This is a genomic window from Yoonia sp. D2-7 (assembly GCF_055809435.1).
On the sequence record NZ_CM147912.1, the window covers coordinates 1443760 to 1469290 of the forward strand.

Annotated in this window: 17 protein-coding genes; 5 read left to right on the top strand and 12 right to left on the bottom strand. The window is 56.4% G+C overall.

The features are described from left to right. Nucleotides 1-3: 3 nt before the first annotated feature. Nucleotides 4-1299: an O-antigen ligase family protein gene (locus tag AC0L7R_RS06940; RefSeq protein WP_473659836.1), complete on the bottom strand. Its 1296-nt coding sequence runs from the start codon at nt 1297-1299 to the stop codon at nt 4-6. A gap of 4 nt (nt 1300-1303) precedes the next feature. Then, complete coding sequence (locus AC0L7R_RS06945) at nt 1304-2740, bottom strand: GumC family protein (RefSeq protein ID WP_473659838.1); 1437 nt, start codon at nt 2738-2740, stop codon at nt 1304-1306. Between the two features lie 491 nt (nt 2741-3231). On the opposite strand from AC0L7R_RS06945, the gene AC0L7R_RS06950 reads away from it, so the two are divergent. Together AC0L7R_RS06950 and AC0L7R_RS06955 are read left to right on the top strand one after the other, a co-directional pair. Beyond that, nucleotides 3232-4575 carry a WecB/TagA/CpsF family glycosyltransferase gene (locus AC0L7R_RS06950; RefSeq protein WP_473659840.1) on the top strand — a complete coding sequence of 448 codons (1344 nt, stop codon included), beginning with the start codon at nt 3232-3234 and terminating at the stop codon, nt 4573-4575. A gap of 187 nt (nt 4576-4762) precedes the next feature. Further along, nucleotides 4763-6646: a monovalent cation:proton antiporter-2 (CPA2) family protein gene (locus AC0L7R_RS06955; protein WP_473659842.1), complete on the top strand. Its 1884-nt coding sequence runs from the start codon at nt 4763-4765 to the stop codon at nt 6644-6646. Nucleotides 6647-7027: 381 nt separating this feature from the next. On the opposite strand, the gene AC0L7R_RS06960 is transcribed toward AC0L7R_RS06955, so the two are convergent. The 4 genes from AC0L7R_RS06960 to AC0L7R_RS06975 all read right to left on the bottom strand — a co-directional run bounded on the left by AC0L7R_RS06960 (nt 7028) and on the right by AC0L7R_RS06975 (nt 16460). Next, nucleotides 7028-10228 carry a 4Fe-4S double cluster binding domain-containing protein gene (locus AC0L7R_RS06960; protein ID WP_473659844.1) on the bottom strand — a complete coding sequence of 1067 codons (3201 nt, stop codon included), beginning with the start codon at nt 10226-10228 and terminating at the stop codon, nt 7028-7030. A 61-nt stretch (nt 10229-10289) separates the two neighbouring features. Further along, on the bottom strand, nt 10290-13580 hold the full coding sequence (locus AC0L7R_RS06965; protein ID WP_473659846.1) for an error-prone DNA polymerase: 3291 nt from the start codon (nt 13578-13580) through the stop codon (nt 10290-10292). Nucleotides 13581-13844: 264 nt separating this feature from the next. Then, a complete protein-coding gene (locus AC0L7R_RS06970; protein WP_473659848.1) occupies nt 13845-15716 on the bottom strand; it encodes a Y-family DNA polymerase in 1872 nt (623 codons plus the stop codon). Nucleotides 15717-15788: 72 nt separating this feature from the next. Beyond that, nucleotides 15789-16460, bottom strand: coding sequence for an ImuA family protein (locus tag AC0L7R_RS06975; protein ID WP_473659849.1), 672 nt, complete (start codon nt 16458-16460; stop codon nt 15789-15791). A gap of 135 nt (nt 16461-16595) precedes the next feature. Between AC0L7R_RS06975 and AC0L7R_RS06980 the strand changes: the two genes are divergently transcribed. Further along, nucleotides 16596-17792, top strand: coding sequence for a DUF4147 domain-containing protein (locus AC0L7R_RS06980; protein WP_473659851.1), 1197 nt, complete (start codon nt 16596-16598; stop codon nt 17790-17792). Nucleotides 17793-17878: 86 nt separating this feature from the next. Here the strand turns inward: AC0L7R_RS06980 and AC0L7R_RS06985 are convergent, their stop codons facing one another. The 3 genes from AC0L7R_RS06985 to AC0L7R_RS06995 are packed head-to-tail and all read right to left on the bottom strand — an operon-like array spanning nt 17879 to nt 20429. Further along, nucleotides 17879-18385, bottom strand: a complete 507-nt coding sequence (locus tag AC0L7R_RS06985; RefSeq protein ID WP_473659853.1) for a flavin reductase — start codon at nt 18383-18385, stop codon at nt 17879-17881. Next, nucleotides 18385-19275: an aldo/keto reductase gene (locus tag AC0L7R_RS06990; protein ID WP_473659855.1), complete on the bottom strand. Its 891-nt coding sequence runs from the start codon at nt 19273-19275 to the stop codon at nt 18385-18387. The genes AC0L7R_RS06985 and AC0L7R_RS06990 overlap by 1 nt, the downstream gene beginning before the upstream one ends. Then, nucleotides 19272-20429 (bottom strand): LLM class flavin-dependent oxidoreductase, encoded by a 1158-nt coding sequence (locus AC0L7R_RS06995; RefSeq protein WP_348107705.1) that lies wholly within the window; start codon nt 20427-20429, stop codon nt 19272-19274. The genes AC0L7R_RS06990 and AC0L7R_RS06995 overlap by 4 nt, the downstream gene beginning before the upstream one ends. Nucleotides 20430-20531: 102 nt before the next feature. Here AC0L7R_RS06995 and AC0L7R_RS07000 point away from each other — a divergent pair, with 102 nt between their 5' ends. Both AC0L7R_RS07000 and AC0L7R_RS07005 read left to right on the top strand, forming a co-directional pair. After that, entirely contained in the window at nt 20532-21239 is a 708-nt protein-coding gene (locus tag AC0L7R_RS07000) for a UTRA domain-containing protein (RefSeq protein ID WP_473659858.1), read from the top strand. 11 nt (nt 21240-21250) lie between these two features. Next, nucleotides 21251-22339, top strand: coding sequence for a Gfo/Idh/MocA family oxidoreductase (locus tag AC0L7R_RS07005; protein ID WP_473660374.1), 1089 nt, complete (start codon nt 21251-21253; stop codon nt 22337-22339). Between the two features lie 135 nt (nt 22340-22474). On the opposite strand, the gene AC0L7R_RS07010 is transcribed toward AC0L7R_RS07005, so the two are convergent. From AC0L7R_RS07010 to AC0L7R_RS07020, 3 genes are all read right to left on the bottom strand, one after another. Further along, a complete protein-coding gene (locus tag AC0L7R_RS07010) occupies nt 22475-23443 on the bottom strand; it encodes a sulfurtransferase (protein ID WP_473659860.1) in 969 nt (322 codons plus the stop codon). A gap of 194 nt (nt 23444-23637) precedes the next feature. Then, nucleotides 23638-24486 carry a carbohydrate ABC transporter permease gene (locus AC0L7R_RS07015; RefSeq protein ID WP_247128281.1) on the bottom strand — a complete coding sequence of 283 codons (849 nt, stop codon included), beginning with the start codon at nt 24484-24486 and terminating at the stop codon, nt 23638-23640. 1 nt (nt 24487) lies between these two features. Next, nucleotides 24488-25417, bottom strand: a complete 930-nt coding sequence (locus tag AC0L7R_RS07020; RefSeq protein ID WP_247128280.1) for a carbohydrate ABC transporter permease — start codon at nt 25415-25417, stop codon at nt 24488-24490. Nucleotides 25418-25531: the final 114 nt, after the last annotated feature.

Genomic DNA, 25531 nt, shown 5'->3' on the forward strand with positions numbered 1-25531 from the left:
GATTTAGGCAGGCTGGAATTCGGGGGCAGGTGCAGACGGGCTAATCCGTGGGGCGCGCTCCGCCATCTCGCGCAGGTGGATGCCAAGCAACATCAGCGCAGGCCACATCAGATAGGCTTCGATTTCGATATTCTCACCCATCGACAAGATCAGAAACACGATCATTATCCCAAGCGGCAGACGCCCCTGCGGATGAACTGTGGCGTCCTTCAGTGTGATACATAGGTGAATTGCGAACGGCACGGCCATCGCCAGAAAGCCGACCAACCCCTTCACAAAGAGCAGGCCCCACCACGTGTGATGCGACCCGATTGGCATGTATTCAACGATATGTGTGCCGGAGGCGACTTTGCCGTGGCCGAACCAGAATGCTTCTGCTTCCCACCGTTCGTGTGCGATCCTTTGTAAGGTTTCGCGCACGCGCGTGCTGTCGGCACGTGATGATTTGAATGCGGACCAGAAGCGGGTGATCGCGTTGTTCAACGGTGTCCAGAAAACGGCCATTGATCCTACGATTGCAGCACCGATCATCCACGCCCAAGTCCGCAATAGCAATGGCATCATGCGGGGGGCGACGCTGGCCACGACCAAGGCAACAAGACTCATCCGCGATTTGGACAGCAGTATCATCGCGACGCCAGCCAGACATCCGGCAATCAACCAGCCGCGATGTTTTTCCTCTAGGGCGAACAGGACCATGATTACACCGAGCAGACCGGCAAAGGGCGACCAAGGCGCGTAGAACTGCCAACGTGGCGTCCAAGTGGATGGGTCCAACGTGTAGAAATAGACAGTGAAATATTCTGGCCCTGGGCCGCCGACGGCTTTGAGCGGGGACGTGAAGATACGTTCGGGCAGGCCGATCATTGGTGCCAAAAATAGGACTGGCGTGATGATCAACGTGATCAATGCCAATCGGCAATGGGCACGGATCAACGCGTCACGATTGATTTGAAGAATGGCACCTGCCAATGGGAACAGCGCCAGCAAGGCCCAGCCTTTCGCCCAGCCGATGCTGGATTTGATTGTCCCTTTCAAACCTAAGTTCCAGTCAAGGTGACCGACCCAAAGCGCGACAAGCATCACGCTCATCCCTGCGATCCAAAGCCAGATCATCGCGGGGATGGGACCGGTCGGGCGTAGGTCTTCGCGCATGGCGGGGCCCAGATACAGGCCAAGGACGGCAAGTGCCCCCAAGATCCAAGCAAGCACTGGACCCACGACATAGAGACTACCAAATGCGTAGAACCCCCAAGTCCACACAAGCGTCTTGGACGCGATACGTTCGGGTAGGGTCATTGGTTTACACCGCTGGCCGTGCCAAAAGTTTGTCGATCATTGGGCGACGCAGCCAAGCCAGTGTCAGACCCATAAGGATCATCAACGTCGCCGTGATGCCTGCGGCAATCGCGATCATCGGCTGCGGGGATGTCGGGTTGATCGGCAAAGATGCATCGGCCAAGACCTGGACCAACGGGTAAGACGCGTAAACGTCCGACTTTGTTGTGTCCACGCGGGCCAAGGCAGAACTAAACACCGTTTCCGCAACTTGATAATCGCGCGACAAATCATCAAGGCGCGACGCAAGCGGCGCCATGGTTTTCATACGCAGGTCGGCTGCGTCGCGTTGTGCGATCAATGTCGCTTCGGTGGTCGCAAGACTTTCACAGAGGCCCGCCAGTTCAACAAGTTCGGCAAGCAAAGCGCCGCGTGCGGGATCAGGTGACACGTCCAACGCGCTGCTTGCTGTCATTGCGTCGTTACCCAACAAAATCGCGCCACGTGACCGCATTTGCGCTTCTGCACCAGATAATTTCTGGACTGCGTTAGTGACTTGTGGGTGACGTGGGCCAAACCGGCCACGGGCCAAAGCGAGCGTCGCGCGGTTTTCCGATAGTGTTCGCGCCAGTTCCTGGAATTCTGGATCAGCATGCAGCCGCAGGTTCGTCGCTGCCATTTGCGGCGAAACCCCAAGTTTCTGAGAGAGCGATATCATCTGCGCGTCAATCCCGCGACGCCGTGCAATGGTGTCATCCACCTTCAAAGCCAGCGTGTCGCGTTCTTTTACAAGATCTTCGTAGTGTGCAAATGACACCAATCCACTTTCGGTTTGTAGCTTGGCGATCTGATTACGCAGATCATCTACCGCAGCCTCGTATCCTGAAAGTGCGTTCTGGGCGGATTCCTCGCGGCTGTGCAGCTCATCCAAACGAAGAATTTCGATTTCGTCCATGAAGACGTCTAGCAGCGTTTTCGCGCGGAGCTGTGCTTCTTCGGGTGAGGCTCCGACCATCGAGAAGTGGATCAATGATGTCTCGTCGACCAACTGGATGCGTGGTTCGCCAAAATATTGCATTGGCGTGTCTAGATCGGCCGCGGCTCTTTCCAACGTGCGGTTAGCGGCGAGCAGACGCTTGTACGTCTCTGTTGGACTGACGCGCGAAGATGAAAATGCAGAGGCGGCAGATGAAGACGCCTGACCCAACTCAGCAAGATTGACCGAAGACTGAGCACCTGATCCGGGCAGGATCAATGACACATCTGATGTGTAACTGGATGGCGTCAAACGGACATAGGCCGAGATCGGTGTCCAGATCGTGGCAGCAGCCAAACCAAACAGCATCACGTAGCGGGGCAATCGCCCTAAGTCTGTGGTGCGGCCGCCGCGCAGAACGCGGGCGCTAGATGGACGGTGGCGCGCAACAATGCGCAGGGGACGGAAACGTGTAGAACGGGACATGGGCAAATACTCCTGCCACACTTTTAGCGGGAGAGATCATAAAGTGCGCTATCGCGGACGGTCAGTTGGACTGTGCAGCGGGCTACCTTGCTATCCTTTTGTATAAAACTGTTTTCAAATTTGAGTCACACAAGTGTGGTTCTTGGGCAGGCGCATTAACGATTACTGCGGCTAGCCCCTCAGAATAGATGTGTGGCTATGCATGTGTATCGTTTCGGGCGCGGGATTGAGAATCAGATGCGCCAATGCGCTCGAGAATCGGTCCATTGCGCTGCCTCGTGCGCGTAATTGATGGCGTAAGGTGAAGGCAAAAGCGTATTCGCACAATTTGACTACGCGATCGGATAGTGCCGCCGATACTTGTGGTGCGCGTGCCTCTCGATTGCATGTTCGATGCTGCATTCGGGACCTGCAGATGTCCCTTCGCGACGTCGCTTAAAGCACCTGTTTTCAGACAAATTGTTCTTAACGAAATCTTAAGGACGACTTTTATGTTACAGACTATATCCCTTTTCGGTTTGTCGCTCCTCAATGCGGACCGCGCTACAGCCGTTCAGCATCTCTTGGAGCGCCCCGGCCATACGACCGCCGCCTTCTTGAATGCGCACTGTGTGAATACGGCCGCTAAAGATAAACTTTATAAACGTGCCCTGCGTGCCGCAGACGTTATCCTACCGGACGGGGCAGGGATCAGCCTTGCCGCAAAGCTGATTGGTCGTCGTTTGCGCGAAAACCTGAACGGCACTGATTTGTGCGAACCGCTGTGCAGAGGCGCCGCTGCGCGTGGCATGTCGGTCTATCTTCTTGGTGCTGCCCCCGGTGTGGCCCAAGAAGCCGCCGATAACCTGTGCCTGAAAATTCCGGGTCTACAAATTGCTGGTACGCAGGACGGTTTTTTTGACAGGGCTTATTCAAATGCCATGATCGATAAGATCAACGCCAGTGGTGCGGACATTGTGATGGTCGCAATGGGCGTGCCTTTGCAGGACGTCTGGTTGTACCAGCACCGTAAATCCATCAACGCAAAATTGGTTATGGGTGTCGGCGCATTGTTCGACTTCAAGGCAGGCCGTGTCAGCCGTGCACCAGCCGTCGTGCGCAAAGCAAAACTGGAATGGGCTTGGCGTCTGGCCCTCGAACCACGCCGCATGTTCAAACGGTATGTCTTGGGCAACCCTGCGTTTGTTGCACGCGCCATGGTTCAGGCTGGTCGCAACCGCCGGATCACCGCCCCAGCCATGACTGTTTCAAAGCGCGCGCTGGATATTTCCGTGGCCTCTGTCGCACTTGTAGCGCTTTCGCCTGTGTTTGTTACGACCGCAGTGGCCGTGAAAATGACCAGCCGCGGTCCGGTCTTTTTCAAACAAGACCGTGTTGGTCACCGGGGCACATCGTTTTCCATGATCAAATTCCGGTCGATGTATCAAGATGCTGAGACGCGGCGTGAAGCATTGGTCGAAAACAGCGAACGCGAAGGTGTCTGTTTCAAAATGCGGGCTGACCCGCGGATCACACGCGTTGGCCGCTTCATCCGTCGCTATTCCATCGATGAATTGCCACAGATTTTGAACGTCCTGCGTGGGGAAATGTCGCTTGTTGGCCCGCGACCTGCATTGCCAAGCGAAGTCGCGATGTATCCTGCGGCCGCGATGCGCCGATTGAATGCAATACCGGGGATTACGGGCATTTGGCAGGTGTCGGGTCGTGCGGACATCGGGTTTTCACGCATGGTAGCGATGGACGTGACTTACCTCAGATCAAAATCGATCATGTTTGATTTGCTCTTGATGGGTCTGACGGTCCGCGCTGTTTTATCGGGGCGCGGGGCCTACTAGAAACCCCGTTCAGCACGGAATTCATCTAAAACGGCCATCCGCTTTGTCGGGTGGCCGTTTTGTGTGCAAGTTTCGACGCAAGTTGAATTGCGCTGGGCGTCCCGCTGGCCCATGCTGACCCTTGGCACATGTGATTGCGGCTCCGCAGGAACATTATGCCCACCGCAGGCATTGGGGGGCCGCAAAAATGACCGCAGAATTTATGCTGATCACTTTCACCTTGTTTTTGGCGGGAATGATTGCTGTTCCTTTGGCATCGAAGTTCGGACTTGGGTCCGTTCTTGGGTATTTGATCGCAGGAATCGTCATTGGCCCGATTTTGCAAGGTTTTGGCGTTGATATCGTAGCGCTTCAGCACTTCACCGAATTTGGTGTTGTGATGATGTTGTTCCTGATCGGTCTGGAAATGCAGCCACAGGTTTTGTGGGCCATGCGTGCGCGCATCTTTGTGATGGGGGGACTGCAGGTTGGGCTGACGACGGCTGCTGTGATGGCGGTGGCGATGATTTTTGGATTGGCGTGGAGCATCGCGCTGGCGATTGGTCTGATTTTTGCCCTGTCATCCACGGCCATAGTGACCCAGACGCTCAACGAAAAAGGACTAATGCGGAGCGATGGGGGGCAGGCCAGTTTTTCGGTTCTGTTGTTCCAAGACATCGCAGTGATCCCGATGCTGGCCTTGATCCCGCTGCTTGCCCTGCCGGAACTGCTTGGTGCCGCGAACCACGGCGATGATCATGGCGCAGGACACGGCGATGATCACGCAGAGGCGGCGTTGAACCTGAATATGGTTGAAGGCCTGTCGGGTTGGATGACTGCGCTTGTGACGCTTGTGGCGATTGCTGCTGTCATCATGGCGGGGCGTTACCTGACGGGGCCGATCTTTCGCTACGTGGCCAAAGCGCGGCTGCGCGAATTGTTTGTCAGCACCGCCCTGATGCTTGTCGTGGGCATTGCGCTGCTGATGACCATGGTCGGGCTGTCACCTGCGTTAGGAACATTCCTTGCCGGTGTTGTGATGGCGAACAGCGAATACCGGCATGAATTGGAAAGCGATATCGCACCGTTCAAAGGTATCTTCCTTGGCGTGTTCTTCATTACCGTCGGCGCAAGCATCGACTTTGGTCTGCTGTCCGCAAACTTGCCATTGATTGTTGGGCTGACCATCGGGCTGATCGGGCTCAAATGCGGCGTCATCCTTGGTGTGGCGCGCGTGTTTAAGATCGAAAGCGGTGACAAATGGCTATTCGCGCTGGGTTTGGCGCAGGCTGGTGAATTCGGTTTTGTACTTGTGTCGTTCACGGTCGCAAATGGCGTCGTACCTTCGGACGTTGCTGATCTGCTGTTGCTGATTGTTGCGCTGTCGATGCTGCTGACACCTGCATTGTTCATCATTTACGATCGGGTTATTGCGCCGCGCTATTCCCGCCAACAAGAACGACCTGCTGATGACATCACGTCGGATGCTAAGATCATTATTGCCGGTCATGGGCGTTTTGGCGGCATCGTCAATCGGGCATTACAGGCTGCGGATTATGACACCACGGTTGTGGACTACAGCCATGAACAGCTTGAAATGCTCCGTGGTTTCGGGCTGAGCGTCTACTACGGCGACGCGACACGGCCCGATTTGCTGCACGCCGCTGGGATCGATGATGCAAAGGTTCTTGTGGTCGCCATCGATGGAAAGGAACAGGTCACAGAATTGGTCCGCCACGTACGTGAACACCACCCGCATGTTCACATCGTCGCCCGTGCCTATGACAGGTGGCATGTGTACGATCTTTGGGCCGTAGGATGCCGCGATATCATTCGCGAGACCTACGACAGTTCGGTGCGTGCAACGCGATCTGTTTTCGAAGCACTCGGGTATGAACGTGCGAAAGCCACGCAGTTGGTGGATGCCTTTCAAGACTTTGACCGGACCATGATGCTGGAGCTGGCCGACAAATACGACATCGACGAACCGACTAATCCAGATGGGGCCTATGCGACTCTGGTCCGGGAAAACATGTCTATTTGGGAAAAGGATTTGAAAGCCGAAATTTCAAAAGTGCGAGACGACACTTGAATTGAATTTGAAAAGGTTCCCAATTTTTGAATTAATTAGAAAAAAGTTGCGGCGACGTATCGCTGTGACATTTTTGTACAATTCAGGCGTGTGTGTCTGGGTATTTTTCTAAAAGGGATTTCGGAAAATCCTAAACTACCATATCCGTAAATTGCGCAATTTTTCTGCGTAGTGTTGAAAGTTATCGAGTATGCATATTCTGCAAGCGGGTGTCTTTGCCTTTTTAGTTACGATTAGTTTCTCTCTTTTGGGGATAAATGGCACCCGCACTCTAATCAGTGTGTATTTCCTAACCGCAGCGTTTTGGCTTCTCGTCATTGGCTTGATTTTGCTGGCGTTTAGGCGCGATCACCCGGATTGATGACGCGACCTTACTGGCCTTTAAAGGTCGATTTCGATCACGCCGTTTTCGTTTGCTGCACGGCTTTGGCACAAAATAACCCGTGTCTCGCGTTGTTTCGCAGAGAGTACAAAGTCGCGGTGTTCGACGTCCCCTGCAATTAAGCCGCACTGGCAAACACCACACAATCCATCGCTGCATTTCACATCAATTGGCACGCCCGCGTTCTGCAAAATATCGGTGCCGGATTTATCCGCTGGCACGTTCAATTGACGGCCGTCTTTCAATTGAATGACAAAGGGATGGTTTTCGTAGTCGGGCACATCTGGCAAATTGAAATATTCGAGATGCCTGTGTTCTTCGGGGAATCCCGATTTGATCGCAGCATCCATGACCGCAGTCATGTAACGTTCGGGACCGCAGGTATAGACATGTGCGCCTGTCGGTGCATTCCCTAGGATAACATCAAGATCGGCACGCGTGTCATCCGCGCTGAAGTGTAGATGAACCTTATCGGCCCAAGGCATCGCAGCAAGTTCACTAAGATACCCGGCATTTTCGCGCGCAGAGCAGGAATAATGCAGCGCAAAATCGCGCCCCAGATCATGCAGCCTGTGCGCAAAAGCGATCATTGGCGTCACACCAATGCCGCCACCCATCAGGTAGCTTTTCGGCGCGTCTTCATGCAGCGGGAAATGGTTGATCGGTTTGGAAATGAAAACCCGCCGTCCTTCGCTGAAAATCCTGTGCAGTAGCGCGGACCCGCCGCGCCCTTGATCCTCACGTAGGACGCCAATTTGATATTTGCCGCGGTCTTTTGGATCTCCTGACATGGAATATTGCCGCAGCAGTTCAGGTGCCACAACGATATCCAGATGCGCACCCGCCTGCCATTCCGGTAAGTCACTGCCATCGAGCGACTGGAATTCATACATCGTGACGCTGTCGGTCATGACCTCGACGCGGCTTACGCGCACCGCAATCACCGGCGCATCGGTTGGCACGACATAGCGATGGATATGGTCGGTCTCGCCCTTTGCCGACTTCAGCTTGTACGCGTCGGCGCTAATCATCGCGTGATAGGCCTCAATCCCTTTTTCGCGGTTCATGGGATCAGGATAAGGCCACGGATGTGGGGCCAACGGGGCAGGGTACACCGCCAGCGTCTGGTCTTCGAATTTCAAATCGAGATCGACCTGCAAATCGCGGGTATTCACGGGATCAGACGTTGGTTTGTACCCGCCGTCTTCGCGCAGCGAAATATCCCACCACCATTTCTTCACGGGGTTCAGACCGCCATTGCCGACCATATCATCGAGCTTCGCCAACACAGGTGCCGCCGCCGGAATGTTGCTCGCGGCCCAACGGAACGGCGCCTCTGCGAACAATCCTTCAAGGTTCCATGGACAGGTTTTCATGCACCGCCCGCACATCGCACCGCCGTCGGTTGTGATCCGGTAGGTCGCGCATTTCTGGCTGTCCGATTTCCAAATCTCATACCCGTTGAACATCCGTTTCGGCCCGGCCGTAATCGCGCCCGACGGACATTCGCGGGCGCATTTGTTGCAGCTTTCGCAGAATGATTGCAGGCCAAAATCAATGGGCAGGTCATGATCCATTGGCATGTCGGTGGTGACTGCACCCGATTTCAGACGCGGCCCAAGGTATGGGTTCAGGATAACTTCGCCAATCCGCGACACCTCTCCCAAACCAGCAAGTAACAGCAGCGGCGGTTGTAGCACTTCGCCGTCAATCACCGTGTGCGCCTTGGCCTTGTACCCGAGGTTGCGGATATGCTGCCCGATCACGCCCCCAATGAGCGAGAACCGCAGATAGGCCCGCATCGACTGCGCCACAGCGATCCAGTCATCGCCGGATGACCCATCCATCGTCTCGAACCCCTGATCAATAATCATGCTAATCGCTTGATCATGCGGGGGATTAATTGGCGTACCAATCGCGTCATGGCTATACCACGCCCATTCGGGGCAGCGCGATAGACCGACCGCATCCGCACCCAGAAAGTACGACGCCGCTTTGATATTCGCAGCATTGCGTTGCGCGTCTGTCGGGCGATGCACAGCGCGCGAGTCCCCGTCTTGCAGCAATGTGAACGCGCCCAAAGCACGCCGTTGTGCGGCGGCAGGGGCGGCTTTGCGCACATGCATCCCGCCCTTCATCGCGTCCTGCGTTTTCTTGCCCATGTCGCCAAATTGCGCCCGCGCAAACAGATCACCACGTTTCGGGACGCGGGTGACATTGGGTTCGTCAATATAGGTAGTCGGGTCGGCCACGCGTTTGAGCTTCTCGAACGGATGCGCGCCTTCCGCGTACCGACGGTTGGCGTATGGGTCGCGATTGAACGCCGATTTCTGCGTGCCGTAACCGGTCCACCATGCGGGGCCTTGGGTTTTGAACCAGGGTTGTTCCGCCATTGCGTCAAGCGGTTTGTCGTGGGCCAAAGGCATGGTCGTCGTGATCGCGGCCAGCCCGAAACGGGTGCCGACCCACGGGGCGACCAACGTGCCATCCTCGATCGTGGCAAGCCCCGCCGCAACCGCGCAGCGCTGCAAATCCACGTCCGATGTCGTGGCGGTATGTGCGCGGGCATCCCAGCCGAGCAGTCGAATATAGTTTGCGAGAACCGTCGCGGTTTCGGTCGCGCGCAGACAGGCACGATGGGCCTGCGCATCCTTGATCCAATCGCTGCCCGGCTCGTAGGGATCGGGATCGCGATGGTATTCCTGCAAGAAAACGAGGGTCGTGGTATGATCCGTGATCGGGACAGGGGCTGCCTGCATCGATTCCTTCAGATCAGCCATAATCATGTCGATACCAGCGGCCAATGTCTTGGTCTGACGGGTCTTCAACGCCTCGGCCAATCGGGCAATGTCGGGATTGCGCGTCGGCGTGGCGAGACGGCAGGCATCGGTCAGCGGGCCAATTCCCACCATGCTCGCGTCCGAGAAATACCCGAATGATTTCAGATGGTTCGCGCGTTCCATCAGGTCTGCGGGAATATCCGCGACAGTGCTATTCACGATCCCGCCACGAATGGCATCCATCATCGCCTGAAATTCACCCATCGCATTCACGATGCTTTCGGGATCATCCGGCCGATGAAAATCAAGCGGGGCCAGCGGGGCGATATCCAGCGGCGGCATTGCGTCGACACGGGCGAGCCGTTCGGATGGATAAACGCCCAGATGCGGGGCGCGTGACTTGTCAGAGAAAATCTTCATGAGCCTGCCTTGTTGTTGGCAGCAGAAGACAGAAATTGCACCGCAGTGGCAAGCGAAACCGCTAATGAAAGTCACGGCTTTTCGGGATGATACGAACATTGCGCGGATGGGTGCGCGGTTCTGGTGCAGGTTGCTTTTGGTCGCCATCCGCGTCGCGCCCTTCAGGGGCCAGCCGCATCAGCGCATCGGTTCGGTCCACCAGATGTTGGGCCACCACATGGATCACATCGACGTCGCGCTGCACGTAACCTTCGATCATCAAAAGCCGCGATTGCATGACGGTTTTGCGGTAGGCCTCCATCATCTTGGGCCAAACGACAAGGTTCGCCACACCGACTTCATCCTCAATCGTGATGAAACATACGCCCTTCGCAGTGCCCGGTTTCTGGCGGATCAACACGAGGCCAGCCATCTTGACCTTCTGCCACGGACGGGCATTTTTCAGCTGTTCTGTATCCATAAGCCCTTGTTTACGCATGGATTTACGCAGGAAGGCCATCGGGTGCGCCTTTAAAGACAGGCGCATGGTCTGGTAATCGGCGACGACCTGTTCGCACACAGGCATCATGGGCAAGGGCACTGTGACCTCTGCGCCCTCATCGCGTGTATCTTGGAACAACGGCAGATCAGGGGCATCGCGCAGCGCTTTGGCTTCCCACAGTGCCTGCCTGCGGTCGATGAACATGGATCGCATCGCGTCCGCCTCGGCCAAGCGGCGGACAATCGGGGCCGTGATCTTGCTACGTTTTTGCAGGTCGGGAATGTCTTCAAACGGCCGATCACGGGCGTGCATGATCTTTGCGGCGGCATCCGCACGCAGACCGCCAATCTGGCGTAACCCGAGACGCACAGCCCAACCACCCGTGGATTTGGGTTCCAACGTGGTGTCGAAATCCGAGAAATTCACATCCGCAGGTCGCACCTCGACGCCATGGTCTTGGGCGTCGCGCACAAGCTGTGCAGGAGCATAAAAACCCATCGGCTGGGAATTGAGCAGGGCGGCACAAAACACATCCGGAAAATGACATTTCAGCCACGACGAAACGTAAACCAACTGGGCAAAGCTGGCGGCATGGGATTCAGGGAAACCGTATTCGCCAAACCCTTTGATCTGGTTAAAACAATTGGCGGCAAATTCCGGATCATAGCCACGTTCGACCATCCGCCCGACCATCTTATCCTCGAGCAACCCAATCGTGCCTTTGGACCGGAAGGTCGCCATCGCCTTGCGCAATTCATTAGCTTCTTTGGACGAGAATTTCGCAGCATCAATTGCGATCTTCATCGCCTGTTCTTGGAAAATGGGAACGCCGAGGGTCCGGCCCAAAATCTTTTTCAATTCCTGCGGATCGTGCGGGGCGGCGGGGGCAGGATATGAAATCACCTCTTCCCCATTCCGACGTCGCAAATACGGATGCACCATATCGCCCTGAATAGGACCGGGGCGGACAATCGCGACCTCGATCACCAGATCATAGAAGGTGCGGGGGCGCAGGCGCGGCAGCATGTTGATCTGCGCGCGGCTTTCCACCTGAAACACCCCGATACTGTCGCCTTTGCACAGCATATGATAGACGCGCGGGTCTTCCTGGGGGACGGTGGCAAGGGTCCATTTTTGATCGTAGTGGGCTTCGATCATGTCGAATGCTTTGCGAATACAGGTCAGCATCCCAAGCGCCAGAATATCGACCTTGAGTATCCCGAGCCGGTCGATATCGTCCTTATCCCATTCGATAAATGATCGGTCCGGCATCGCGCCATTACCGATAGGCACCGTCTCTGTCAGCGCCTTTTCGGTCAGGATGAAGCCGCCCACATGCTGGCCCAAATGACGCGGCATCCCGATCAATTGCTGGGCCACGATAATGGTGCGGCGCAAAATCGGATCAGACAGATCAAGACCGGCCTCTGAGACATGACTGCCATCGACATCTTTGCCCCACGACCCCCAAATAGTTTTTGACAAGGCGCCGGTGACATCCTCTGACAGGCCCATAACCTTGCCCACCTCGCGAATGGCAGAACGAGGGCGGTAATGGATCACAGTGGCGCAAAGCCCTGCGCGGTGACGTCCATATTTGGCGTAGATATGCTGGATGACTTCTTCGCGTCGCTCGTGTTCGAAATCGACGTCAATATCGGGCGGCTCGTCGCGGTCCTCTGAAATGAACCTCTCAAACAAAAGCTGATGCTGGGCCGGATCAACAGCCGTGATGCCCAAAACATAACACACAGCAGAATTCGCGGCTGATCCGCGCCCCTGACACAGGATCGGCGGACTGGCCTCTTCGCGGGCATAGCGGACAATGTCGTGGATGGTCAGAAAATACTGGGCAAGTTCCTTTTGCTGGATCATCGCTAGTTCTTTATCAATCGTCGCGCGCGTTTCGTCAGGTATCCCATCAGGATACCGGCCCTGCGCACCGTCCCACGTCAGCTGTTCGAGATAGGCCTGCGGGGTCATATCCGTAGGGATCACCTCGGACGGATATTCATAACGCAGCTCATCGAGGCTGAAGCTGATCTGATCGGCCAGATCGCGGGTGGCGCGGATCGCGTGGGGCCATTCGGTGAACAGGCGGATCATCTCGTCGGGCGATTTGAGGTGGCGTTCGGCGTTGGGCAGCAGTTTGTAACCGGCTTTGGCGATGGTGGTCTTCTCGCGAATACAGGTCATCACGTCTTGCAATGGGCGACGCTCAGGGGCGTGATACAGGACGTCATTTGTGGCCAGAAGGGTCAGTTTGTGCTGATCCGCCAGCGCATCAAGACGGTTAATCCGCGCACGATCATCGCCGCGATAATGATAACTGGCGGCAATATGCGTAAGTGCGGGCAGGGCGCGTTTCAACTTGGGCAGGCTGCGGGCAAAGCGGGACAGGGTCTTGGGGGGAACGGCAATGACGATAGACCCGTCAGTGTGGGCGGCCAGATCGGCCAGCGTGAGATCGCACAGCCCCTTGGCCTGCCACTGCCCGTCGGCATCATGCATCCGGCCCTTGGAAATCAAGCGACACAGCTGACCGTAAGCTGTGCGGGTCTTGGGGTAGACGAGGAAGGCTTCGCCGGTTTGCAGCACGATCCTTGTGCCAATGAACGGACGTAACTGACAGCTTGTGGCTTCAGAAAAGATGCGCACGGCACCTGCAAAACTGTTCCAATCCGCGCAGCCCAAGGCATCATAGCCTAACTCCCACGCCGTGGTGGCCAGATCCACGGCATCCGAGGCGCCACGCAGAAATGAAAAGCAGGTGGTCAGGGCAAATTCAACAAAGGGGCAGCGGGGATTGGGCCTGTAAATACCATCCAAAGGAACGGTACGGCGCGGAATGGCATGGTCGTTTTCAGGCATCGTCTATGTCTGGGCTTGCGCCTGCGGCGAGCGGGGAGGGGGCGCTGCCCCCGCCTTCGGCTCCCCCGGGATATTTATCGCCAAAAGAAAGGAAGTGTTTCGCCCGCAATATAGTAGACGAAACACCTTCTTCTGGCACGGTCATCGGCGTCCCCGCCTGTACCGTGCGGTTAGAGTAACCGGTTAAGGTTAACCTATCCTTTCTTTTGGCGATAAATATCCCGGGGGGTATGGGGGGCTGGCCCCCCATCGCGGGGTACGTCATCACGCAAAGACTCCATGTACAAACCAACGTGGTGTTGTACCTCGATAATCCCCCAGTACCCCGTGCCGATAGAGCCAGAGCCTGTGCATAAGCTGGTCTTCCACATTGTAGTAATCGCGCAGCCGTGTCCCTGGCATATCCTGCCACCATTCCGGCGCGATCCTTTCGGGGCCTGAAAATCGGACGACACGTCGCGTGACCCGCCGCCAGACGAATTGGGCCGGGGGCCCTTCGGGGACTGCGTAGAGCACGCGGACTTCTTCGGGGGGATCAAGCAGCCGTGCGGGCCGTTTGGTCCGCATGGTGCTTGTCGTCTGGGCGTTTTGCAGTGCGGGTTGCCAGACTTCCGCCCGTTCAGGCAGGTGGCTGGCGTGGTGGGTTGGGCGTGTGACCGCATGTGCCCCAAGCCGCGCTGTCAGCCGGTCCAGAAGTTGCGGGAGGTCCGCCCCATCTTGGCCCTTTTGACTAAGCCCCGGTTGGCGTTGCTGCATGGCTTCGACCATCGTAGCCCCGAGTGTGATCAGATCGAAACCAAACCCCGGATTGATCCGTTCCAATTGATCATCAAACAGTCGCAGCAGGTGATCAGGGTCACGGTTGGCTTGGGCTGTGGCCACGTCGATGTGGCTGACTTCGCCATCCGTGCGGAATATCCGCACTTGGATGCGCCGCGCCCCAAATCCTGCTTGGGTAAGCTGGGCGCAAAGATCTTTGCACAGCGCGGGCAAGTGCGGCGTTGGGTCTTGCACAGGCTCTGCCAGATTAGCCTGCACCACAAAGCGTGGTGGATCTTCCTGCGCGCTGACCGGTTCGGCAAGGGCACCCATCATCTGATCAAGCCGCAAGAGCGGGTTGGCGATCAGATCGGCCCGACTAAACCGTCGTGCCAGTGACACGCGTGGGACAGCCATCAGGTCGCCCACCGATTTGAGCCCCAACCGGTTGAGCAATTGCACGGTGTCCCCCGTCAACCGCAGGGCGCGCACGGGCATGTTGGACATGCGTGTGGCCAGCCCGTCTGCTGTACAGACTTCACGCACCCCGCCAAACCGGCTGAGCGCCCAAGACGCCCCATGGGTGGGGCTCACCGCGAGATTGGCGGACAGGCCAAGTCGCGCAAACCGTTCTTCCATATCGCGCAGCATTGCGGCCTCACCGCCCCAAAGGTGGTCGGCCCCTGTAGTGTCCAGAACCAGTCCTGCGGGGCCGTCGATGGCCGTCCACGGACACCAGCGCCGTGCCCAGAGCATTAGTTTTTCCAACGCCTTTTGGTCGCCGCCGATGTCTGCAAAAGTCACCTTCAGGTCGGGGCATAGCGCGCGCATATCGACGACGCGGGCCCCGATGTGCACACCTTCGGTTTCGGCAGCCCTATTGGTGGCGTGGATGATTGGTCCGTGATGCCCTTCGGTGGCGAGGGCTGCGGGGATGTCTTCAGGGGGCGCTTCGTTTTGAGTGGCGGCCCAACGCGCCCAGCGTTCCATGGCAAAGCGGGGCAGGTGGATCGTGGTGATCCTGCGTGTCAGTGTTGGTTTGGCTATGCTGGTGTTGGGCTGTGTGACTGCGCCTGCGGCGACACCCACCCGCCCAACCTTTTGCGCAAGACGCTGGGGCGGCGGTGATTTTGGCGCACCGATAGGGGTGAAGTTGTCGGGATCACTGCCCCATGTGGTGTCCGTACTGTCCTGCTTTGCGGGGTCAGCTTTTGTGTGGTGGTCAACGGCCATCGCGGCCCGCAGCGCCTCTATGGCATGTGCGAGCATATCCGGATTCGTCCGGGAGGGAGTGTGCCCTGTCGTGCTTTCTGCGGCGGCGTTTTTGGCTCTGGGCGGCGAAAAGGGCAGGACAGGCAGCTTGTCCTTGGTTTTCATCTTTGATCTTTCCGTGTGGTCTGCAGGTTTGATGCCTTCGGCGAAGATATTTGGGGCCAAAAGAAGCGGCGGTTACGCCTGCATTGCGGACGCTTGTGCTTGGTCTTCTGCGGTACCGTGCTGCAGTACCAATCCTGTGCTGTCATCATAATGCGCCACCCATTGTCCCGGTGTGCGCCAGCGTGCCCGAAACAGGTCCGCTTGCCACAGCGGTTGCCCCGGTGCCCGATTGTCGTAGGGCAGTGCCATGCTGGGCAGGCTGCTGACTGTCCAACGTTCGCGCGCGGCACTGAGATTGGGATGGGCTGCCCTGCGGATCAGCCATGCGGGCACTGTGTTGGCTTCCGCCCTGAGTGCGAGCCGTTTGGTCGCCGTGAAATCGAGCGCTTGCGGATCCCCCCAGACTTCCCCGATCACACCACATAGATCGCGGCAACGCAGGCCTTCTTCCATCGCCCATAGCACGTCGATCGCCCGACTGACGTCCACGTGGATGATGTCCCGCACCGGATAGAGCCCCGCCAGATAAGGACGTCCCGCTTCGCGTCGTGACAACCGGTCCTGCACCCATAGCAGTGGTTTGTCGGTGCCATGCATTTGCGCCAGTGCAAATCCCGTTGGTGCCCCGTCCACGACTGCTGTGGCAAAGATTTCCCCAAGCGTCGCCTGTTTGCCCGCATCCTTTTGTGTATGCCGGTTTTGCATTTGGGTGGATGACGGTGATGGGTGGGGTGGGCACTGCACGAAGGCTCCAATGGTTAATGTTCACATTTTGTTCTTATATGGCGAGTCGTCTTTTGCGTCAAATGTTTGTGCCATGAAGATCTGATGACTTGTGTCCGATCTATCCTGACGTAAGCTGCGCAAAAGGGGATCAAGATGACGCATGTACGTGACGAATTAATGGCTGTTTTTACCGCAGGTGTAGCGGCTGCTGACCCATATGCCGCTGTTTCAAAACATATATCTGATGTAGCACCGCCCGCGTTGATCATTGCTGTGGGCAAGGCCGCAGTGCAAATGGCCCGCGCTGCATTGGACGTTTTCCCGAATGTTCCAACGCGTGTCGTCACAAATTATGAAAATGCAGTCGATCTGACAGGTGCTGTTGTCATGGCAGCAGGTCATCCCGTGCCAGATGCGAACGGCGCTGCAGCCGCTGATGCCGTATTGGCTGATCTTGCCGCCGCCGAAGGTCCCGTACTGGCTTTGATTTCCGGCGGTGGGTCGGCCTTGCTGCCCGCACCCGTGGATGGGGTCAGTCTTGCGGATAAGGCGGCGCTGAATGCGCTGCTGCTTGGGGCAGGCCTTGATATCACGCAAATGAACCTTGTCCGCCAGCAGGTGTCCAAGATCAAAGGTGGCGGGCTTTTGGCAGCGGCTGCCCCGCAATCGGTGACGGCCCTGATCCTGTCGGATGTTGTTGGCGATGATCTATCGACCATTGCCAGTGGCCCGACCGCTGCCCCTTTGGGCACAGCGCGCCAAGCCGTGGCGATCTTGGAGAAAGCAGGCATTTGGGACGATGTACCACAGTCGATCAGGGCGCATCTTGAGAAAGACGTCGCGGCGGCGGTTTTGCCGAAACATCGCAACGTGTTGGTCGGATCGAATGCGCTGAGCGTTGATGCTATGGCGGCCAAACGGCCTGACGCACATGTGCTTGATCCGGTCGAGGGCGATGTTGCGGATGCGGCGCGTGAGATTTGTGACGCGGCTGGACCAGGTGTCACGATTTGGGGCGGAGAGACGACCGTACAGCTAAAGGGCACAGGGCGCGGCGGGCGTAATCAAGAACTGGCGCTACGGATCGCCCTTGAAGCAAAGGCGCGGGGTTGGACGGATTGGTGCTGCCTGCAAGGCGGATCAGACGGGCGTGACGGGCCGACAGATGCGGCGGGCGGTTTGGTGGATCACGGAACACTGGACAGGATCGCGGCGGCTGGTGGTGATCTGGACGCGTTGTTGGCAAACAACGACAGCTATGCGGCGCTCGCTTTGGCGGGGGATTTGTTGATCACAGAGGCTACGGGGACGAATGTCGCGGATTTGGGTGTGTTGATCAGACGGGGTTAGGGGCGCTGCCCCCGCCTGCGGCTCCCCCGGGATAATTAAGGCCAAAAGAAAGGGGCCAGCGCTGTGATGCGACTGGCCCGTTCAATTTAGTCCATCTGCGTGAACTGACCGTATTTGCCACCGTGGAACACCAGCGGGTCGCCGCCTTGGTGGTGCGCCTTTGTGACATGGCCCACGACAATCACATGATCGCCCGCGTCATGCGTGGCCTCCAAGTTACATTCAAAGGTCGCTAGCGCCCCTTCGATGATTGGCATGCCACAATGCGACAGATGCATCGGAATATCAGCGATTGCTGTTTTCGATTTGATGATGGCCGCGCAGATATCGCGCTGGTCAGCCGCCAAAATATGCACTGCAAACCGACGCGACCCTGCGAAATGTTCGAACCGCTTGGACGATTTCGCCGGTGACCACAGGACCAAAGGTGGATCAAGTGACACGCTGGCAAAACTATTGGCAACAATTGCCACTGGTCCTTCCGGACTGTCGGTTGTGACCACGGTGACGCCAGTCACAAAGGTGCCCAACGCGCCGCGAAAGCTGTCGGGGTCAGAGCTGGGGTCGAAAGTTGCGATTGTGCCTGCGTCCATTATGGAACCTCATTGCCAAGGGCTGCGGTGTAAAGCTGGAACCAAAGCTCGCGGGTCATTTCGACCTTAAGGGCATCAGACAACGCTTTGATCCGGTTCAGGTTATTGGTGCCCATCACCGGCATGATATTTGCAGGGTGCGCCAAAAGCCACGCCACTGCAACTGCGCTTGCATCAACACCAAAAGAAGAACCGATTTCGGTCATCAGATCGCGGGTCGCAGAATTCGAGGTCAGCAAAGCGCCGCCACCCAGTGGGGACCATGCCATAATCGGCACACCGCGTTCTTGCAGGTAGGCGACATCGCCGTTGGTGAAGCCTTCGTTTGCAGTCAGGGAAAGTTCGATCTGGTTCGTCACAAGCTGCGTTTTCATTGCAGATTGCAGCAGCGTCCAGTCGTGCAGTTTGAAGTTGGACACGCCAACAGACCGGACTTTGCCGGATGCCACAAGCGCATCAAGCGCTGCACCTGTTTCATGGTGGTCCATGAACGGATCAGGGCGGTGGATCAGCAGCGTGTCGATCTTGTCCACGTCCATCAGGCGCAAGGAATGATCAACCGAGGCTGTCACGTGCGCTGCGGAGGTGTCGTAGAATTTGCAAGATGCATCCGCATAGCGGCCGGCAGGTGCTACGATATCGCACTTAGTCACAATCTCGATTTTGTCTTTCAGGGCGGGGGCGGCTTTCAGGGCTGCACCCAACACTTCTTCGGCTTCATAGCCGCCGTAAATGTCGGCTTGGTCCATCGTGGTGATGCCTTGGGCCAGACAGGATTCGATCTTTTCTTGGACGTGCGCGGGGGATGTGTCATCCGCCTCTGCCAGCCGCCACATGCCGTAAACGATGCGGGAAAAGGAAAGGTCTTTGGTAATGTCGACGCGGTTCATGTACGGGGTCCTGTGCCAAGTGGCGTTGCTGGTGTTTCTGCTGGAACACGCCCGTAGGCATGCGGCAAAGAACAGGTTTTCAAGTGTGGCATCACGCGGCTGCCGAAATGTTCGGCCTCTGCGATATGCGGATAGCCGGAGAAGATGAAGGACCGGATGCCCATCTTTTGGTAATTTTCAATCTTGGACATAACCTGATCTGTGGACCCGACAAGGGCCGCACCACAGCCAGACCGCGCACGGCCAACGCCAGTCCATAGACCCGGTTCAGTGTAGCCATATTTATCGGCCAATTCACGGGCTTTCGCCTGATGCGCCACGCCTAAGGAAATTGAATCGTGCGCACGGTCGCGGATCAGTTTGCCGTATTCATCGTCAAGTTTAGACGCGATGTAGTCGGCGTATTCTTTCGCCTCGGCTTCGGTGTCGCGGACGATCATGTGGACACGCAGGCCGTAATCAAGCGTCCGGTTATGGGCCGCAGCACGGGCGTGCACGTCCTTCATCCGCTGTTCCAACATGTCCTGCGTTTCAGGCCACATCAAATAAACGTCACATTGCGCGCCACACAGTTCCAGCGCATCTGGGGAATACCCACCGAAATACAGCAGCGGGCCGCCGTTTTGCTGATACGGCTTGGCCGGGCCGGTTGGGACTTTGTCGAACTGGTAGACTTCGCCGTCGTGCGTAATCTCGTCTTGCGTCCACGCCTGACGCAGGATTTGCACGACTTCATGAGAGCGTTTGTAGCGGTACGGGCTCGGGGCCACTTCACCGGGGAAATCGGATGAGATCACGTTGAGCGTCAAACGCCCTTTCAGCATGTGGTCGAGGGTCGCAATGGTCCGTGCCAACATGATCGGTTGCATTTCACCACAACGGATCGCGGCCAGAAAGTTAATCTTTTCAGTCAGCGGGGCCATGCCTGACACGAATGACATAGTGTCTTGACCGACCTGATAAGACGATGGGGCAAGAATGTTGCGAAAGCCCTGCTTTTCAGCGGTCAAAGCGATGTCGCGGCAATGTTCCCATGACGATTTCAGATCAGGGTCAGGCACCCCAAGGAACTGGTAATCGTCCGAACACAAAGCGGAGAACCACGAAACCTCTGCTGCATCAAGATCAGGGCTGGTAATTGGTACGACAGTCATTGATTCCACTTCCCCTTGGGTGTTGTTGCCTCTTGCCTAGCACGGCAGATTGTGTGCATCAATGGTGGATCAATTATCAAATCGGACCGGGGAGGGACCGAGATGGCGGACGCCTCATCGTTACCAAAGTATATCCAAGTCAGCGAAATGCTGATCCGTGAAATAGCAGCGGGGCATTTGGCCGACGGGGCGCGTTTGCCGCCCGAACGAGATATGGCGGTAGAGCTTGGTATTTCCGTGGGTACGCTCCGCAAGGCGCTGGGCGATTTGGCGGACAAGGGAATGCTGGAACGGGTCCAAGGGTCTGGCAACTACGTGCGTCATCAAACCGATGTGGCGTCGGTCTATGCGTTCTTCCGTTTGGAACGCGCAGGCGGGGGCGGTTTGCCAACGGCGCGGGTATTGGATGTGACGCGCTTGCCAAAAGAAACGGGCATGCCCGATTTTGGTCCATCCGCCGAAGGGCACCGGATCAGACGGCTGCGGTCCTTGGATAAGGAAGTGATCGCGCTTGAGGAAATCTGGCTGGACGGGTCGTATCGCGACACGGTGACCGCCGAGGACCTGAGCGAGTCGCTCTATCATTTTTACCGTCATGATCTGGGGCTGATGATCGGCTCTGCGGTTGATGACATTGGCGTGGCACCTGTGCCCGCTTGGTGCCATGACAGCTTTGGTCTGCAGACCGGCGATATGGCTGGATACATTGAACGGGTCAGTTCCGACGCAGCAGGTACGCCTGCGGAATTTTCCCGGACTTGGTTCGATTATAACAAGGCGCGCTACATATCGCGCATCGGAAAAGGGTAACGACGTTGGAAATGGTCAACTACGGGATAATTGGATGCGGCATGATGGCCCGCGAGCATATCCAAAATATCGGGCTTCTTCCCCATGGGACGGTCACTGCGGTTTTTGATCCGGTGCGTGATCTGGCGGAAAGCGCCGCGACATTGGCTGGCGACGCATACGTGGCAGACAGCTTGGAAGATTTGCTGGCGTTCGAGAAAATCGACGCGCTGGTGATCGTCAGCCCGAACTATCTACATGTGGATCAGATGAAGATCATCGCACAGACACGGCCCTTGCCAGTTCTTTGCGAAAAGCCGTTGTACACCGACCCCGCGCAAGCCGGCGTGATTGCGGATCTTGCGGCGGACTATCCGGCACCGTTTTGGGTCGCGATGGAATACCGCTATATGCCGCCAGTTGCGGCCCTGATCGAGCAAGCAGAGCAAGCCACGGGCGGTATCAAGATGCTGACCGTGCGCGAACACCGCTTTCCGTTCTTGCCCAAGATTGGAGACTGGAACCGGTTCAACGCAAAAACAGGCGGAACATTGGTCGAAAAATGCTGCCATTTCTTCGACCTGATGCGGTTGATCCTCAAGGACGAACCAATCCGCGTCATGGCGTCTGCAGGGCAGGGGTTTAACCACCTTGAAGAACGCTACAACGACGAAACACCGGACATCTGGGACCATGGCTATGTGATCATTGATTTCAAAGGCGGGGCGCGGGCGATGCTGGAATTGTGCATGTTCGCCGAAGGATCACGCTACCAAGAAGAAATTAGCGCTGTAGGCCCCAAAGCGAAAATCGAAGCATTGGTGCCCGGACCGGGTCGGTTCTGGCCAAAGGCGCTGGGCGAACCACCAGTGCCACAGCTGATCATTTCGCCACGCGCACCCAAGGGGCCGTTCACGTCTGAAATTCCGGTTGATCCAACGTTGCTGGAAGCAGGCGATCACAACGGGTCGACCTTTTACCAACACCAGCGGTTCAACGCTGTTGTGCGCGGCGAAGGCGTTGTGGAAGTCACGGCAGATGACGGCATGAAAGCCGTTGCAATTGGTCTCGCGGCGCAGGAATCCGCCCGTACCGGTCAGGCTGTGATGCTTGATCTGTGACTGAAACCTTCCCCGCGGGGAAGGCGTACGCTGGGTTTACGCATTGAAAACCCTCCACAGCTTGCGGATCGACGCATCATTATAGATCGTCGTAAACAGATATGTCGCGCAGCATCTGCGCGGCGTTTTGTGCGACTAACGGCCTGCAGACATATCCATGCCAAACATAATGCCACCGTCACGTGACCACCCTTTGAGCGCGTCAGGATAGTAGCGGACGTTTTCGATACCCACGATTTCAGAGGCATAGAACCAAGACACAGCGCTAAGCTCACCTGTCTGACAAATGCTGATCAGCATTTCGTCGTCAAGATGCAGCCCGCGGCCTTCAAGCCTTTCGCGAAATTCCTGTACGGCCTCTGCCGATAGATTGTCGGCATCCAGATCGTTGGTGAACCAGCTTGACGGCACGTATTGCGCCATTGGCATGCTGACCAAGGGTTCGCCCGTTTCCATGGACTTCCGAACCTGTCCGTCCAGTCGCGCATCAAGAATTGCCCCGTCTATTTGACCGCTCGCGACGGCAAAAATATCCATTGGATCGGCCCACCAATCAGTCTGGATTTCCAAATCAACAAGAGTTGCAGGCAAAACCGTCGGCTCATCAACTGTTGGTAAATCAGCGGCTTGCCACGCTTTGAAACCGTCTTCCAAGATGGCAATATTCTGGAACCCAGCGGATTTTAGAACCCAATAAACAATTGCGGCACGCCCAGTTTGCACGATGTGGCCAGATTGATTGTGAATAACAACTGGCAGGTCAGGGTCGACCCCAATGCTGCCGATCATCGTTTCAAGTTCTGCCTCGGTCAGCATACGTCCCGCACGGTCCGCAGGCCCCTGCCAATTTGGGAAGGACATCCAAATGGCACCGGGAATTGATCCCTTAGGCATGTATTTTTCGGCACGGATATCGATGATTTGGATGTCCGGCACCTGTTCCATCAAGGCGCTAAGTTCATCCACATTTACGTAGCGAGACCAGTCTGACGGTGTGATCGATCGCTGTGATGATGCGCTTTGCGCTGATCCGATGTTTGGGAGAGCCATGAACAACGGTGTGCTGATTGCGAGTGTTTTGAAAATACCATTTAAGAACTTCATTAAGACAACCTTTCTCAGGCACCTTGAGTGCGAATTTCCCCACTCTTCGGTAGCACGGCAATGTGTCACAATTTCGCGCAAATCAGCATGATTTTAAGTCAACTGCAGTGCATTGCCCCTCTGGCAACAGGGTTCCATGCATAAAAAAGGCGCCGCCGGAGACCGGGGCGCCCTTTGTTGTCGGTTTGGTTCGGTTACTTCACAGCGCCGAGTGTCAGACCTGCGATGAAGTGCTTTTGCATCAAGAAGAACATCGCGACCGGTGGCAAAGCCGCCACGATCGAACCAGCGGACATCAGATGGTACGCCGCGCGGAACTGCGAGTTGAATTCTGTGATGCCTGCCGTCACTGGCTGCGCGTTTGGACCTTGTGTCAGCACAACCGCCCAGAAGTAGTCGTTCCAGATGAAGGTAAAGATCAACACGGCAAGCGCTGCGAGCGCCGGTTTCATCAGTGGCAGCACGACGTAAAGGAAGATGCGCCATTCCGCGATGCCTTCGACGCGCGCGGCTTCGATCAGCGGGAAAGGCAGGGCTTTGATGAAGTTCCGCATAAACAGCGTGCAGAACCCAGTCTGGAACGCGATGTGGAACAGGACCAGACCTTGCACTGTGTCGTACATGCCAAGGCTGATCGTCAGGTCACGCACGGGCACCATCAGGATTTGGAAAGGCACGAAGTTGCCGGCGATGAACATGAAGAAGATCAGCAGGTTGCCTTTGAACTTGTAAATGCCAAGCGCGAAACCCGCCATTGCCGACAACGCCACCGCACCGATCACCGTTGGGATCGTGATAAACACAGAGTTCAGCAGGTATTTCGGCATGTTGGATTCAAAGAACACCTTGCCGTAGTTGTTGAACATCTCGAAGCTGGATGGCAGCCCCCAGAAGTTCCCGTTTACGAAATCCGCGTCAGGCTTGATCGAGAACATGGCAACAGCGATCAGTGGCAACAGCCAGATGACCAAAACGATCGGCAGGATGATCTGATAGCTGATCTGCCACGTGCGGGATGACTTTTCGATGGGTGTTGGAAACATCTTAGTGCGCCCCTTTTTCGTCTTGGTACATCGACCACAGGAAGTAGACGATAAATCCTAGCATGATGAAGAACAGGACCACGGCGATGGCCGCCCCGTATCCCATGCGGAAGCCAAATTCGGACAGTGATTCCTCGAACATGTAGAACGACAGAACCCGTGTAGAGCCGAACGGACCACCGTTCGTCATCACGGAAATCAAATCGAAAGACCGCAGCGCGCCAATGATGGTCACAACAAAAGCGATAAAGGTCGCGGGCTTCAGCTGCGGTAGGATCACATACCAGAGCATCTTGTGCCCCTTAGCGCCGTCCAGACGTGCCGCTTCGACCTGTTCGGGGTCAACCGCGTTCAGACCTGTGAGATACAAGATCATGCAGTATGCCGTCTGTGGCCAAAGGCCTGCCGCGATAATGCCGTAGGTGGCTGTGTTCGGGTTGCCCAGAACGCCGCCTTTGACTTCAAGTCCGAAGATATCGAGGATCACGCTGAACAGGCCAAAGTTCGGCAGGTAGAACCATGAGAACACGAGGCCCACAACCACTTGGCTGATCACAAACGGGAAGAAGAACAAAGACTTATAAAGCCGAATACCCGTGACTGTCTGGTTCAAAAACAATGAAATCATCAATCCCAGCGGGATCGCCAGCAGGTACAGGAGCAGCCATTTGATGTTGTTTACGAACGAAATGTTGAATTTGCGGTCGTCGGTCAAAAGCCGTTCGTAGTTGGCCAAGCCAACATAGGTTTTTTCGCCCAGACCGTCCCATTCGTGAAACGAAATCCAGAACGATTGGCCGATCGGAATGATCACGTAGACCACAAAGAACAAGACGGCTGGAAACAAGAACAACCACGGTGTGATCGCGATCTCGTTGCGCTTGTACCAGCCGCGTTCGGCCGTTGAAGGTTCAACTGTTGTAAATGCCATGGGGTCGTGTCCTCCCGCACCCTGATTTTAAGGGGTCAACGCATGCGAAAACCTGAAATGCTGTCAGGTTTGCGGATGGGTTTGAAAAGTGCGCCCCCCTCAAATCTGAGGAGG